The organism is uncultured Agrococcus sp. (assembly GCF_945915485.1).
GTDB lineage: Bacteria > Actinomycetota > Actinomycetes > Actinomycetales > Microbacteriaceae > Agrococcus.
The window spans coordinates 14,349-27,575 of sequence record NZ_CAMEFJ010000028.1; the positions used below are offsets into that span (position 1 = coordinate 14,349).

The 13,227-nt window shown below is 63.2% G+C and carries 11 protein-coding genes; 8 read left to right on the forward strand and 3 right to left on the reverse strand.

The features are described from left to right. Position 1 precedes the first annotated feature (1 nt). Positions 2–802, reverse strand: coding sequence for an SDR family oxidoreductase (locus Q0O95_RS06650; RefSeq protein ID WP_293696594.1), 801 nt, complete (start codon positions 800–802; stop codon positions 2–4). Between the two features lie 156 nt (positions 803–958). Between Q0O95_RS06650 and Q0O95_RS06655 the strand changes: the two genes are divergently transcribed. Continuing rightward, positions 959–1,573: a TetR/AcrR family transcriptional regulator gene (locus Q0O95_RS06655; protein ID WP_293696596.1), complete on the forward strand. Its 615-nt coding sequence runs from the start codon at positions 959–961 to the stop codon at positions 1,571–1,573. A 331-nt stretch (positions 1,574–1,904) separates the two neighbouring features. Here the strand turns inward: Q0O95_RS06655 and Q0O95_RS06660 are convergent, their stop codons facing one another. Further along, positions 1,905–3,245 carry a PQQ-binding-like beta-propeller repeat protein gene (locus Q0O95_RS06660; protein WP_293696598.1) on the reverse strand — a complete coding sequence of 447 codons (1,341 nt, stop codon included), beginning with the start codon at positions 3,243–3,245 and terminating at the stop codon, positions 1,905–1,907. A gap of 162 nt (positions 3,246–3,407) precedes the next feature. On the opposite strand from Q0O95_RS06660, the gene Q0O95_RS06665 reads away from it, so the two are divergent. The 7 genes from Q0O95_RS06665 to Q0O95_RS06695 all read left to right on the forward strand — a co-directional run bounded on the left by Q0O95_RS06665 (position 3,408) and on the right by Q0O95_RS06695 (position 12,986). Beyond that, entirely contained in the window at positions 3,408–3,839 is a 432-nt protein-coding gene (locus Q0O95_RS06665) for a DUF1801 domain-containing protein (protein WP_293696600.1), read from the forward strand. 290 nt (positions 3,840–4,129) lie between these two features. Further along, positions 4,130–5,380, forward strand: coding sequence for a glycine betaine/L-proline ABC transporter ATP-binding protein (locus Q0O95_RS06670; protein WP_293696614.1), 1,251 nt, complete (start codon positions 4,130–4,132; stop codon positions 5,378–5,380). Continuing rightward, positions 5,380–6,333: a proline/glycine betaine ABC transporter permease gene (locus Q0O95_RS06675; RefSeq protein ID WP_293696602.1), complete on the forward strand. Its 954-nt coding sequence runs from the start codon at positions 5,380–5,382 to the stop codon at positions 6,331–6,333. The genes Q0O95_RS06670 and Q0O95_RS06675 overlap by 1 nt, the downstream gene beginning before the upstream one ends. 59 nt (positions 6,334–6,392) lie before the next feature. Next, on the forward strand, positions 6,393–7,301 hold the full coding sequence (locus tag Q0O95_RS06680; RefSeq protein ID WP_293696604.1) for a glycine betaine ABC transporter substrate-binding protein: 909 nt from the start codon (positions 6,393–6,395) through the stop codon (positions 7,299–7,301). A gap of 572 nt (positions 7,302–7,873) precedes the next feature. Then, positions 7,874–9,913 carry a choline BCCT transporter BetT gene (gene betT / locus Q0O95_RS06685; protein ID WP_293696606.1) on the forward strand — a complete coding sequence of 680 codons (2,040 nt, stop codon included), beginning with the start codon at positions 7,874–7,876 and terminating at the stop codon, positions 9,911–9,913. After that, the gene (locus tag Q0O95_RS06690) at positions 9,913–11,430 is read left to right on the forward strand and encodes an aldehyde dehydrogenase family protein (protein WP_293696608.1); all 1,518 of its coding nucleotides are present in this window, start codon (positions 9,913–9,915) and stop codon (positions 11,428–11,430) included. Before betT ends, Q0O95_RS06690 begins: the two co-directional genes overlap by 1 nt. Next, positions 11,427–12,986, forward strand: coding sequence for a GMC family oxidoreductase N-terminal domain-containing protein (locus Q0O95_RS06695; RefSeq protein WP_293696609.1), 1,560 nt, complete (start codon positions 11,427–11,429; stop codon positions 12,984–12,986). Before Q0O95_RS06690 ends, Q0O95_RS06695 begins: the two co-directional genes overlap by 4 nt. Before the next feature lie 46 nt (positions 12,987–13,032). Here the strand turns inward: Q0O95_RS06695 and Q0O95_RS06700 are convergent. Then, positions 13,033–13,227 (reverse strand): TetR/AcrR family transcriptional regulator C-terminal domain-containing protein (locus tag Q0O95_RS06700; RefSeq protein ID WP_293696611.1); only part of this gene is annotated, 195 nt, incomplete at its 5' end.

A 13,227-nucleotide genomic window follows, 5' to 3' on the forward strand; every position in this document is an offset into this window, starting at 1 on the left:
CTCACATTCCCATCGCGCCGTCGATGGACAGCGTTGCGCCGTTCACGAAACCCGCGTCGGAGGAGACGAGGAACGCGATGCCGTTAGCGATGTCGTCCTCTGTGGCGAGTCGGCCGGACGGTGTGAGCCCGACAACCGCGCCGACTGCTTCATCGGCAGTAGTGAACAGGCCGAGGCGCTCCATGTCGCCGGCGAGCTGTGCGCCCATAGCGTTGGGAACGAGCCCAGGACAGACCGTGTTGACACGCACACCGTAGCCGAGGCGGCCCGATTCGGCGGCAGCGACCTTGGTTAACCGTTCTACTGCTGATTTCGAGGCTGAGTAAGCCGCGATGCCAGGGAAAGCGATGGTCGCTGCGACGGAGGCGATGTTGACGATCACACCGCCGGTCCCGCTCCCGTCATCCTGTCGCATCGCGCGGAATGCGTGTTTGATCCCGAGTGCCGTGCCGAGTACGTTCACGTCGAGAATCTTGCGCATGTCGTTGGCATCGAGATCGACGAATAAATCGGAGATCTCGATGCCGGCGTTGTTGACTACTGCGTCGAGGCCCCCGAGCGACGTCAGAGCCCCCGTCGTGGCTTGCGTCCAGGATGCATCGTCCGTGACATCGACGTGAACGAAAGAGGCCGTGCCACCGGCCTCAGTCAGCTGTGCGATGGCTGCGGACCCTGCTGCTTCATCGATATCGGCGATGACGACAGAAGCGCCCCTGTCGGTGAGCACTTGCGCGGTTCGCAGGCCCAGCCCTCGTGCGCCTCCCGTAATGAGGGCTTTTGTCCCCGTCAAATCGGTGGTCATGGTGTCTCGTTCCTCTCGTCGTTGAAAGCGTTGACAACATCAGAGCAGAGATTTGGACGATTGACAAGGAAAATCTGGACACTTGATCAAATCGGTCGATTTTCCTTCGGCGCGGAGAGTATGATCGGTGCAACCGTAGTGAAGGAGGAATGCACAATGGGCGATGTCGCTGTGCGCGCGGAGCGATCCAGTGTCGATAAATTCGCCCTGCGCCGCCGAGAGCTTGCGGACGCGGCACTGGCGGCGGTCGCCCAGCGCGGATTCGCGAAGACGGGGCTGCGGGATGTTGCAGCCCAGACAGCGCTCTCGCTCGGCTCCCTGCACTACTACTTCGATGACAAGGATGATCTGATCGGCCAGGCCATCTGGCAGCACAAATCGGAGTGCGCTCGCAGGTACGATCCCATCGTCGAGTCGGCTCAGACCGGTGCAGAGCTAGCCGATCGCTTCGGCGAGGAGATGTCTGCGACGCTGCGTGACGAAGCCGACCTGCACCGTCTCTGGTACGACCTCCGGAACCAGGCACTCTTCGACACGGGGTTCCGCGACACGATCATCTCGATTGACGCCTTGCTTCGTGACATGGTCTGGAGCGTCGTCACTCGATACGCGGAGCTCGAGGGTCGGGCTCCCGAAACGGACGCTGTCTCCGCGTACGCGATGTTCGATGGAATCTTCCTCAATGCGCTCATCGCCTACTTGCGTGGCGACACAGGGGCCGTGGAACGCATCCGTGTCGCCAGCGTCCGTCTCCTTACCGGCACGCACTGAGCGAGATCCCGGGCTCACTCGTTCGCGCGACACGGCGATCAAGGTCCCGCCGGCCACGTCGTCGCCACGGGTGCACTGCCCAGACTTCGGGCGCCCGCGAACGACGCTGTGACCGCGATGCGTGAAGCGTATGATCCGTACGTCAGCGGAGCGCGTGGAGGTCGCGCGCTGCAGGAAACGGCCGCACCTGAAGCGCACCGTCGGTGCCGCAGTCATGTGCGGTGGCCCGGGTTCGTGAGCGCTATCGCCGAGATGCGGTGAAAACAGATCGGCAGCGCCGCTGGGTGAGCGAAGGGCGAGTCGAAAGTCTGCTATTGAATTCTCTGAGCAGCTAGTGCGCCCGTGCATACACCACGATGGAGGAGTCCTCCGCTGAGCCCTGCTGCGTGACGACGTGGTCTTCTGTAACGGAAATCACGCGACCTTCGAGAGGGGGTCCGTGCTGTGTCCCGGACCGGTCCACAACTGTCGTGGTGTTGTTGGCATGGTCGTACAGGAAGACGTACCCGTCATACGCGAACTCCGGGGTCCCCGTCTCCCGGTCGACCTCGACGCCGGAGGTCGATGGCTCGGATTCAGTCGGGAGGAGCGTGGTCAAGGCGTCGTCACTCTCCAAGCTGCGGTAGCCGATCATTCCGGTTATGGGATCCATGACCGGGGAGGAGGCAATGTCATCGATTGTGTGCAACAGTGCACCGTCGGCCAAGTCGATGACGTTGTACTGCGCTCCTGAGTCCTGGGTTGCGTCGAGAAAGATTGCTCGCCCGTCTCCAGCACCCTCGAGTTGAGCAAGGGGGAATTGCTCGGATGCATTCCACAGTTGCTCTCCCGTTGTCAGATCGACGGCGACAGGGCCTCCGGCGCCATGTGTAAACCGGCCACCGGAAACGGATTGCGGAGGCTGCAGAGCTATCAGTCTGTCGTCGACGACCCGGTCGGCAATCACGGCGGGTGCCGACCACAGTTCTTCGCCCGTCTCCGGTGACAGCGCAACGGTGCGGAACAGCTCGGGGTCAGCGACTTGTTGCCCGTTGAGGCCCATCACCGGCCCGATGGTGATGAGTGGCGTTTCCTGGTGCCCCGCGAGAATGTGCAGCGCCGAGTCTCGATGCTCCTGCGCCAGCTTCGGCTCTTCGACTTCATCGACTGAAGGGATAGCCGCGTACGTCCACTGCGGCTCACCCGTCCGGAGATCGAGCGCCACAATGCCCGTCTCCGGTGACTGCTGACCCGAGGGAGGGCAGGGTGCGCTCACGCAATCCGGGGAGTAGTAGCTCACGACTATGAGTTCCTGCCCCGCCTCGCCTATCAGCGCGAGACCGCTATACGAATAGAAATCAGCGTCGAGCCCTTCGATGTCAGCCAGTTCGGCCATGGACCAGAGCGGTTCACCCGTTTCGGCGTCGACTACGCTGAATTCCGACTTGCCGAACTGTGAAGTTCCCCCGAAGGCCAGGGCAAGCTCGTCCAGGAAGATGACATCGGAGATGAGCGCCGGCGAGGTCTCGTTGTCCCAGACCCACAGAGGCTCCTCGGCTACGGAGAATGCTTCCGCCTCTGCCGTTATGACGGGCTGTTCCGAGCTCGGCGTCGCATCGGGATCGATTGCAGAGTCGTCCTGCGAGCAGGCGGCGACTGGGGAGGCGGTCAGGCAGACGCACAGTGCTGCCAAGCTCCGCCAAGCGAACCGTTTCCGGCTACGCTGCCGTTGAGTTTTCATGAGGCTACCTTTCGAAACCGTCAGGATACCCTCCGGCGACCCTGCGATGCTGGGAAATGGCGAACAATGTGTGAGGCTTGGGTCATCCGCATCCCGGAAGCCTGGAGGAGCCCCGTGGCATCGAAAGAGCCCGCGATGTCGCCGTCCGATCTGCCGGTCTCCGTGGCCCTCGACCGGGCGAGTGGACCACGCCGAGCCGAAGCCGATGAACTGCTGGCGTTGCACGGAGACGTCAGCGGTGCCGAACCGGTTGTCTGGGCAGGGCGGATCATCGGATTCGGGGAGTACGAGTACCTATACGAAAGCGGGCACGGCGGTCGTGCTCCTGAACTCGCGTTTGCAACCGGGCCCGCCCATCACACTCTGTACCTCGTGCGCGGCTTCGCAGAGCACTGGCCTGAGCTCATGAAGCGCCTCGGCAGGTACCGTGCGAGCACAGTGTGCTTGTATCTCACGCGCCTTGCGAACGTCGATCGGGTCGTATTGCGGGAGCTGCTCGATCGATCGCTCGAAGAGACACGTTTACAAGCGGGTTCTTCTGCATAGGCGCGGCTCTACCCGCATGAACTGAGCATTCTTGCGGTAACGATGTGGTAACGAGCAAACCCGCCGATCAGCCAGTGTTTCTACGGCGAGTGAGCGCTGAACCGATGCCGTCTTCGCGCTTACGCGGTTTGCAAGCCCAATAGGCCCTTGCTAGCGTTGCCCCACGTGTTCAGCGCGGATATTGCGGTCAGGCAAGGAGAACAGAAGTGACGAATTCGAGTTCATCCGACCATGCCTTCGAGCAAGCTCCCGAGACCGGTCTCCACAACGCAGAAGCGCGTGAGACCGCAATCGAGGTCTCGCACGTATATAAGGTGTTCGGTCGTCGTCCCAAGGAGGCTGTTAAGCGCCTCAAAGACGGTAAGACCCGTCAGGACGTCAAGGCCTTAGGCACGGCTGCCGTCATTGACGCGAGCTTCGATGTGAAGCGCGGTGAGATCTTCGTCGTCATGGGGCTCTCGGGCTCGGGGAAGTCGACGCTCATCCGCATGCTGAATGGGTTGAACCCCACGACGGACGGTTCCATCAAGGTACTGGACAGCGAAGTCGTCGACAGAACGCCCTCGGAACTTCGCGAAGTGCGTCGCGACAAGATGTCGATGGTGTTCCAGCACTTCGCGCTGCTTCCGCACCGCACGGTGCTCGACAACGTCGCGTACGGGCTCGAACTGCAAGGTGTGGCCGTACAGAAACGACAGGAGCTCGCCCTGGGCTGGCTGAAACGAGTCGGCCTCGACGGCTGGGAGCGCAACTACCCTGACGAACTCTCCGGCGGTATGAAGCAGCGCGTTGGTATCGCGCGCGCCCTTACCGCTGACACCGACATCCTGCTCATGGACGAGGCCTTCTCGGCGCTTGACCCGCTCATCCGCCGCGAAATGCAGGAGCAGCTCGTCGAACTGCAGCAGGAACTTGGCAAGACCATCGTGTTCATCACTCACGACCTGAACGAAGCCATGTTCCTCGGTGACCGCATCGCGGTTATGCGCGACGGCCGTGTCGTGCAAGTAGGAACACCCAACGACATCCTTACCGACCCTGCGAACGACTACGTCGCCCAGTTCGTGCAGGATGTCGATCGTGCACGCGTCCTGACCGCCGGTGAGGTCATGGAATCGCCCAAGGCCGTCATCCCCGCATCGGCCGGGCCTCGCACCGCACTGAAGCTGATGCGCGATCTCCAGACTTCCGCGTGCTTCGTCACCTCGGGGTCGCGGAAGCTGCAGGGAGTCGTGCGTGACACCGACATGCTCAGACTGGTGCGCGAAGGCAATGCAGATCTTTCGTCGAGGCTGAGACCGACACCTTCTGTTGTGAAGCCCGAGCAGCTCATCGCCGATCTGTTCGAGTTGGTGGTCGAGAGCCCGCTGCCGGTGGCCGTGGTCAACGAGAGCGAGGAGCTCGTGGGTGTCGTGCCCCGAGTGACGCTGCTGGCCGCACTGACCGATCTGCCGACGATGACAACGGAGATTCCGGTGGTCGAGCCCAGCCCACTGGTGCCCGCTGACACCATCACTGCGACGCTAGAGGAGGCAGGCTGATGGGAATCCCACGCATTCCGCTCGGAGACTGGGGCGAAATCGCTTTCGATTGGTTCAGGGACACGTTCTCGTGGCTGGTCGATATCATCACTTTGGTGCTTCGCACCGTCACCAACGGCCTGGTCGACGGTCTCCTGGCTGTCCCGTTCCCGATCATCATCCTTATTTTCGCGTTGATCGGCTGGCTTCTGCGCTCCTGGCAGCTTGCTGTCGGCACGATTCTCTCGCTCTTGCTCATCGTCTCGATGGAGCTCTGGACGGAAGCGATGCAAACGCTCGGGCTCGTCCTCGTCGCGACGATCATCGCGGTGATACTCGCGGTCCCGCTGGGTATTCTCGCGGCGAAGAGCGATAAAGTCAGCGCGGTCTTCAGGCCGGTGCTCGACTTCATGCAGACGATGCCGGCGTTCGTCTACCTGATTCCCGCTGTTCTGCTGTTCAGCATCGGTTATGTGCCCGGCATCTTCGCGACCGTGATCTTCTCGCTCCCGCCGGGCGTGCGGTTCACGGAGCTCGGTATCCGCGGCGTCGACTCGGAAACGGTTGAGGCCGGGCAGGCCTTCGGCGCTACTCCCGGAAAGATTCTCCGCGGCATTCAGCTCCCGCTGGCCACGCCCACCATCATGGCCGGCATCAACCAGGTCATCATGCTCTCGCTCTCGATGGCCGTGCTCGCCGGATTCGTCGGGGCGGATGGGCTGGGTAAGGAAGTCGTAGCCGCCGTGTCCGGCCAGCGCCTCCCGCTCGGTATCGAAGCCGGACTGAGCGTCGTGATCATCGCGGTGTTCCTCGACCGCGTTACCGCCGCGCTGGGTAACCCGGGCGACTACAAGACGTCCCTGGTCGCGCTCTTCCGCAAGCGCCAGGCCAATCGAAAGCTGACCAAGAACAACTCGACGAATCTCGACGCCGAAGCAGCGAAGTCTAAGCCTGCGGTTCTTCCCTCGCCCTAACGCGCCTCAACCAATTACTTATCCCCATCGTCCCGTTTGAACGGGAAGGAAGGAACACAATGAAAACCCGAAAGATGACAAAGGCCCTCGCTCTTGGCGCCGCAGCCGGTCTCGTACTGGCAGGATGCGCGAGCGACGGCGGCGACGAAGGTAACGGCGATAACGGTGGCGGCGAGGACCGCTCGATCACGCTCGGTTACATCGAAGGATGGACCGACGGCGAGAGCATGGCCTACCTGCTCAAAGACCAGCTCGAGCGGATGGACTACACCGTCGACATCACGACCCTGACCGACAACGGCCCCATGTATGCGGGTCTCTCGAACGGCGACGTCGACATCCACGCTTCGGCTTGGCCAGAGGTGACGCAGGCCGAGTACATGGAGCAGTTCGGGGATGACCTCGAATCGCTCGGTGTCTACTACGACAACGCGGTGCTGACGATCGCGGTGCCCGAGTACTCGGAGATCACCTCGATGGACGAGCTGGCTGACAACGCTGACCTCTTCGGCAGCGAGATCATCGGCATCGAGCCGGGCGCTGGTCTGACGGGTGTCACCGAGGAATCGATGATGCCGGCGTACGGTCTAGAGGATTGGACGCTCTCGACGTCCTCGACCGCAGCGATGCTGACGGTGCTGGGTGACGCTATCGAGAACGAAGAAGAGGTTGTCGTGACACTGTGGCGTCCGTTCTGGGCGTACAGCGAGTACGACGTGCGCGACCTCGAAGACCCCGAGGGCGCCATGGGCGAGCCCGAGGGCCTGCACTTCCTGGCCAATGACCAGGTGAGCGGTGACCACCCCGAGGTCGCAGAGTTCCTCGCGGAGCTCACCCTTGACGACGACGCCTACGGTGCACTCGAATCGCTCGTGACGAGCGAAGAGTACGACGGTGACCCCGAGGGCGCTGTCGAGCAGTGGGTTTCGGAGAACGGCGACGCGTTCCCCGGTCTTCTCACCGACTAGTTCACTAATTGGCTGACCGAGCCATCGGTCTTCCGAACCGCTTGTGCGACCCGTACCCTGCCTCGGCAGGGGCGGGTCGCATCTGCGTTGTCGTCGGGAACGTCGGCTCCTGGTCAGGACGGACGATCTCGAGAAACTGAAATTCGGCTAACTGTGCACGAAAGACCGACAATCGGTCAGTCGCCGGCGAGATCAGCGTCTTCCGTGCCGCCCCCGTTTCCTCCGAATCCCGCCCTTTCAGCGCGACACCCGGGCTCGCAAGGATGAGGAGAAGGCGAGCCGAATTCCCTTCCTCTGGACAGGATTGCAGAAAACGCGGATGCGCGCTCTGCTCCGCGAGCACCGCAGCACCCAGCAGCACTCGGGGCAAAAACCGGACCGATCGGCAGATGCGCGGGACTCGGTCTTTGCTATCGTGTTTCAATCCCGCATCATCCGTGCTGCGACGTTTATCGAACGATGATGAGCAGCAACAACTGGAGAAGTGAACGATGTCTCAAAAGCCGACACAGCCCTCTAAACCTTCTAGCGATGGAAAGACGCTTCCGGCGCCTTCGCTGAAACGCAATCGGGTGCAGTGGCCCGTCTTTCTCGGTTCGGCATCGCTCATCGTTGCCATTGCGGTCTGGGCCATCGTCGTACCGGAAAACGCCGACACCGTCATCACCCGTGTCGTTGCATGGGCGGCAGGAACCTTCGGCTGGTACTACATTCTCACCGCAGCGGTCATCGTCGTGTTCGTGCTGGTCATCGCATTCTCCTCGACAGGGCGGATCAAGCTCGGTCCCGATCATTCGCGACCTCGTTTCGGGCTCTTCAGCTGGATCTCGATGCTCTTCGCAGCAGGTATCGGCATCGACCTGATGTTCTTTGCTGTCGCGGAGCCGGTGGCGCAGTACATGGGGCCACCGGCCGGCGAGGCCGAGACCATCGACGCCGCGCGGCAAGCTATCGTCTGGACCCTGTTCCACTACGGACCCGTCGGCTGGGCGATGTACGCACTGATGGGAGGTGCGTTCGCGTTCTTCGCCTATCGGCGGAACATGCCGCTGAGCATCCGGTCGGTACTGACGCCGCTGTTCGGCAAGCGGGTCCACGGCCCTATCGGCCACGCGGCCGACATCTTCACGATTCTCGGCAGCGTATTCGGCCTTGCGGTCACGCTCGGCATCGGCGTCGTGCAGCTGACGTACGGACTGCACGTGCTGTTCGGGCTCCCCGAGAACGCCGCCGTGCAGATCGCACTCGTCGCCTTCGCCGTCGCGGTCGCGACGATCTCGACCGTTTCGGGTGTTGAGAAGGGCATCAGGAGGCTCTCCGAGCTGAACGTGCTGATCGCGATCGTGCTGCTCGTCTGGATCACCGTGTTCGGTGAAACGCGTCGCCTGCTGGAGGGGCTGGTCATGAACGTCGGCGACTTCGTCTCCGGGTTCGCGGGCATGCTCATGGATACCTACGCCTGGGATCAGCCGGATGCCTGGATGCAGGGCTGGACGCTGTTCTTCTGGACATGGTGGTTCGCGTGGGCGCCGTTCGTGGGGCTCTTCCTGGCCCGAATCTCACGCGGTCGTACGCTGCGAGAGTTCACCATCGCCGTGCTTGCCGTGCCCTTCGCGTTCATCGCGATCTTCGTCTCGCTCTTCGGCAACGCGGCGCTGGAGATCGTGCTCGGAGGAGATGAGGCCTTCGCCGACACAGCGGTGAACCTCCCGGAGCACGCCTTCTTCAGCCTCCTGGGCGAGTATCCCGGAGCACCGCTGCTGATGGGCATCGCACTGATCAGCGGCATCCTCTTCTACGTCACCTCGGCCGACTCCGGCGCGCTCGTGCTGGCGAACCTGACATCGAAGATCGAAGATTCGAAACAGGATGCACCCAAGGGACTCCGTATCTTCTGGTCCGTTGCGACGGGTGTCCTGACGCTCGCGATGCTCCTCGTCGGCGGCGTCCCAACGCTGCAGCAGGCGACATTGATTCTCGGCCTGCCGCTCTCGATTCTGATCTACCTCGTGATGATCTCGTTCTATCGAGCCCTGCGCACGGAGGCACAGCACCGCGAGGGATACGCGGCAACGGTCGCTTCTCGCTTCGGCCGCGGCGAAACGAGCTGGAAGCAGCGCTTGCGCAGGTCGACGGTGTTCCCGAACCGCATGCAGGCGACCGACTACCTTGACAAGACCGCGGTTCCAGCGCTCGAGCAGGTCGTGGAGGAACTGCGGGAGGCGGGCCTCAGGGTCTCGCTCGAACGTTCCGACGTGCCCGGTGCGGCGATGCCGCCCCTGCTGCTGACTGCGGAGTTCGAGAACCAGCCCGACTTCTGTTACCAGATCTATCCCGTGAATCGCGAGATGCCCGCGTTCGCGTACTACTCGCCGTCGAAATCCGACAGCTACTATCGCCTCGAGGTGTTCACGGTATCCGGGTCGCACGGCTACGACGTGTACGGCTATACGCCGGAGCAGATCATCAGCGATGCAATCGGCCACTACGAGTCGCACCTGGCGTACCTGCGGATCTCCGAGAACCACTCGGATGCCTCCATAGGGACCGACGAGAATCTCGTGATCGACTGGCAAGACGATTTCACAGAACCAACGGCAGACAAGCCGTAATGACGCAGCGGCATCAAGGAGGCATCGTGTCGGCAACACTATTCATCAACGGCGCTTGGCAGCGAGCGATCGGCGGAGGAACCCGAGACATCCACTGCCCTGCGAACGGCGAGTTCGTGGCCACGGTGGCCGAGGCGGACGATCGGGATTCCGTGGCTGCGATCGAGGCGGCACGCGCTTCCTTCGACTCGGGTGTCTGGGCAGACGTTTCGGCCGTCGAACGCGGTGACCTCCTGCTCAGGTTCGCTACGACACTGCGGGAACGCCGTGAAGAGTTCGCGCGGGCCGAGTCGCTCGACACGGGCAAGCGGCTCGTCGAGTCGCGCATCGACATGGACGACATCGCGGCGTGCTTCGAGTACTTCGGCAAGCTCGCGGCGAACGATGCGGGTCGCGTCGTCGACGCGGGTGACGCGAACGTCGCCAGCCGTGTCGTCTACGAGCCGGTCGGTGTCTGCACGCTCATCACGCCGTGGAACTACCCGCTGCTGCAGGCAGCCTGGAAGATCGCGCCCGCGCTCGCGGCCGGCAACAGCTTCGTACTGAAGCCCGCGGAACTCACGCCGCACACGGCCATCCTGACGGTGAAGGTGCTCGAAGAACTCGGCCTCCCGGCCGGTGTGGCCAATCTCGTGCTCGGTGCTGGCGCATCGTGCGGGACGCCGCTCTCGACGCATCCCGATGTCGACATGGTGTCGTTCACCGGTGGCGTCGTGACCGGCAGGCTCATCGCGGCGAACGCAGCTGCGACGGTCAAGAAGGTGGCGCTCGAACTCGGCGGCAAGAACCCGAACGTGGTGTTCGCGGACGCCGATTTCGACGCGGCCGTCGACAATGCCCTGAACGGCGCTTTCGTGCACTCGGGGCAGGTGTGCTCCGCGGGTGCAAGGCTGATCGTCGAAGAATCCATCGCAGAGCGCTTCGTCGATGAGCTCGTGCGCCGTGCCGAGTCGATTCGACTCGGGGGGCCCTTCGACGACGAAGCGGAGACCGGTCCGCTCATCTCGGCGGCGCACCGCGACAAGGTCACCGCCTACGTGGATGCGGGCGCCCGGGAGGGCGCGCGAGTCCGCTGCGGGGGTGCCTGGGGCACCGGCGACCTCGAAAGCGGCTTCTACTACCTGCCCACTGTGCTCGATAACGTGCAGCGCGGCATGTCGGTCGTGACCGATGAGGCGTTCGGCCCCGTCGTCACGGTCGAGACGTTCAAGAACGAGGACGAAGCGGTCGAGACCGCGAACGACACGATCTACGGCCTTGCGGGCGCTGTGTGGACTTCGGATGCGGGCCGCGGCGAGCGGGTCGCCAGGCGGCTGCGCCACGGCACGATCTGGATCAACGACTTCCACCCGTACCTGCCGCAGGCCGAGTGGGGCGGTTTCGGGCAGTCCGGCTTCGGGCGAGAGCTCGGCCCGACGGGGCTCGAGGAGTACCGAGAGTCCAAGCACATCTACCGCAACCTCGCCCCGGCGGTGACCGGCTGGTTCAGCGACCGCGAGACGGAGGCAACGGCATGAAGACGCTCCACACCTTTGATTACGTCGTCGTCGGGGGAGGCTCCGCGGGTGCCGCCGTGGCCGCGCGGCTGAGCGAGGATCCGAGCGTCACTGTCGGGCTGCTGGAAGCCGGACCGACGGATGTCGGCCAGGACGTCATTCTGCGGCTCAACCGTTGGATGGAGCTGCTGGAGTCCGGGTTCGACTGGGATTACCCGATCGAACCGCAGCAGAACGGCAACTCGTTCATGCGCCACGCCCGCGCGAGGGTGCTGGGCGGCTGCTCGTCGCACAACTCCTGCATCGCGTTCTGGGCCCCTGCGGAGGACCTCGACGAGTGGGCGACGAAATACGGCGCGACGGGGTGGGATGCGCAGAGCACCTTCCCGCTGTTCACCAAGCTCGAGAACAACGAGGACGAGGGCCCCCTGCACGGTCACGATGGCCCGGTTCGGCTCGCGAACGTGCCTCCCGCGGACCCGTGCGGCGTCGCCCTGCTGGATGCGTGCGAGCAGGCGGGCATCCCCCGTGCGCAATTCAACACGGGTGAGACCGTCGTCAACGGAGCGAACTTCTTCCAGGTGAATCGACAGCCTGACGGCACCAGGTCGTCGTCGTCGGTTTCGTATCTGCACCCGATTCTCGATCGCGAGAACCTGACGATCCTGACGGACACGTGGGCGACGAAGCTCGAGTTCGACGACGACAACGTGTGCGCAGCCGTGCACGTCGTCGACAACGCGTTCGGCCGACAGAGCCGTATCGAGGCGCGCCGTGAGGTCATCGTATCGGCGGGCGCGATCAATACTCCGCAGTTGCTCATGCTCTCGGGCATCGGCCCGCGCGAGCACCTCGAGGAGATCGGCATCGAGGTTCGAGTCGACTCGCCCGGTGTGGGCGAAAATCTGCAGGATCACCCCGAGGGTGTCGTGCAGTGGGAGGCGAAGCGCGAAATGGTGCGGGAATCCTGGCAGTGGTGGGAGATCGGCATCTTCACGCCGACGCAGGAGGGCCTCGATCGCCCCGATCTCATGATGCACTACGGATCTGTGCCGTTCGACATGCACACCTATCGTGCCGGGTACCCGACGGCCGACGAGATGATCGTGCTCACGCCCAACGTCACGCACGCGAGATCGAAGGGCACGGTGCGACTGCGTTCGAACGACTTCCGCGACAAGCCGAAGGTCGACCCGCGATACTTCACGGACCCGGAGGGTCACGACATGCGCGTGATGGTGGCGGGCGTTCGCAAGGCGCGCGAGATCATGGCGCAGCCTGCAATGACGGACTGGGCAGGGCGCGAGCTCGCACCGGGCGTGGAAGCGCAGAGCGACGAAGAGATCGCCGACTACATCACGAAGACGCACAACACGGTCTACCACCCGGTCGGCACGGTCAGGATGGGCGCCACGGACGACCAGGACGCCCCTCTGGATCCGCAACTCCGGGTCAAGGGCGTGCAGCGGCTTCGTGTTGTCGATGCTTCGGCGATGCCCGAGATCGTGACCGTGAACCCCAACATCACGGTCATGATGATGGGCGAGAAGTGCGCGGAGCTGATTCGCGAATCGTGAAGCTCTCACACGGAAGATAGCGAGCGAGCCCGGTGTTCGGTGCGTTTCACTCGGGGTCTCGACCGTACCCCCGCAGGAACACCCTTACGCCGGAAACGATCCATGCTTCAGATTCATCTCGTGTCGTTGCACCAGAGGTGGGGCCCGGCTCTGCCACCGCGATCAATTGCGTGAAATGCACAGCGGCTTGAACAGGGTCGAGTTCTCGAAGTGCGCCCGTTTTGCTCCAGGCCGAGAATTT

Bases quoted from the DNA above. Each gene is read 5' to 3' on its own strand.
- Q0O95_RS06650 (WP_293696594.1), bottom strand. From the start codon at position 802: ATGACCACCGATTTGACGGGGACAAAAGCCCTCATTACGGGAGGCGCA.
- Q0O95_RS06655 (WP_293696596.1), top strand. From the start codon at position 959: ATGGGCGATGTCGCTGTGCGCGCGGAGCGATCCAGTGTCGATAAATTC.
- Q0O95_RS06675 (WP_293696602.1), top strand. From the start codon at position 5,380: ATGGGAATCCCACGCATTCCGCTCGGAGACTGGGGCGAAATCGCTTTC.
- Q0O95_RS06680 (WP_293696604.1), top strand. From the start codon at position 6,393: ATGAAAACCCGAAAGATGACAAAGGCCCTCGCTCTTGGCGCCGCAGCC.
- Q0O95_RS06690 (WP_293696608.1), top strand. From the start codon at position 9,913: ATGACGCAGCGGCATCAAGGAGGCATCGTGTCGGCAACACTATTCATC.
- Q0O95_RS06695 (WP_293696609.1), top strand. From the start codon at position 11,427: ATGAAGACGCTCCACACCTTTGATTACGTCGTCGTCGGGGGAGGCTCC.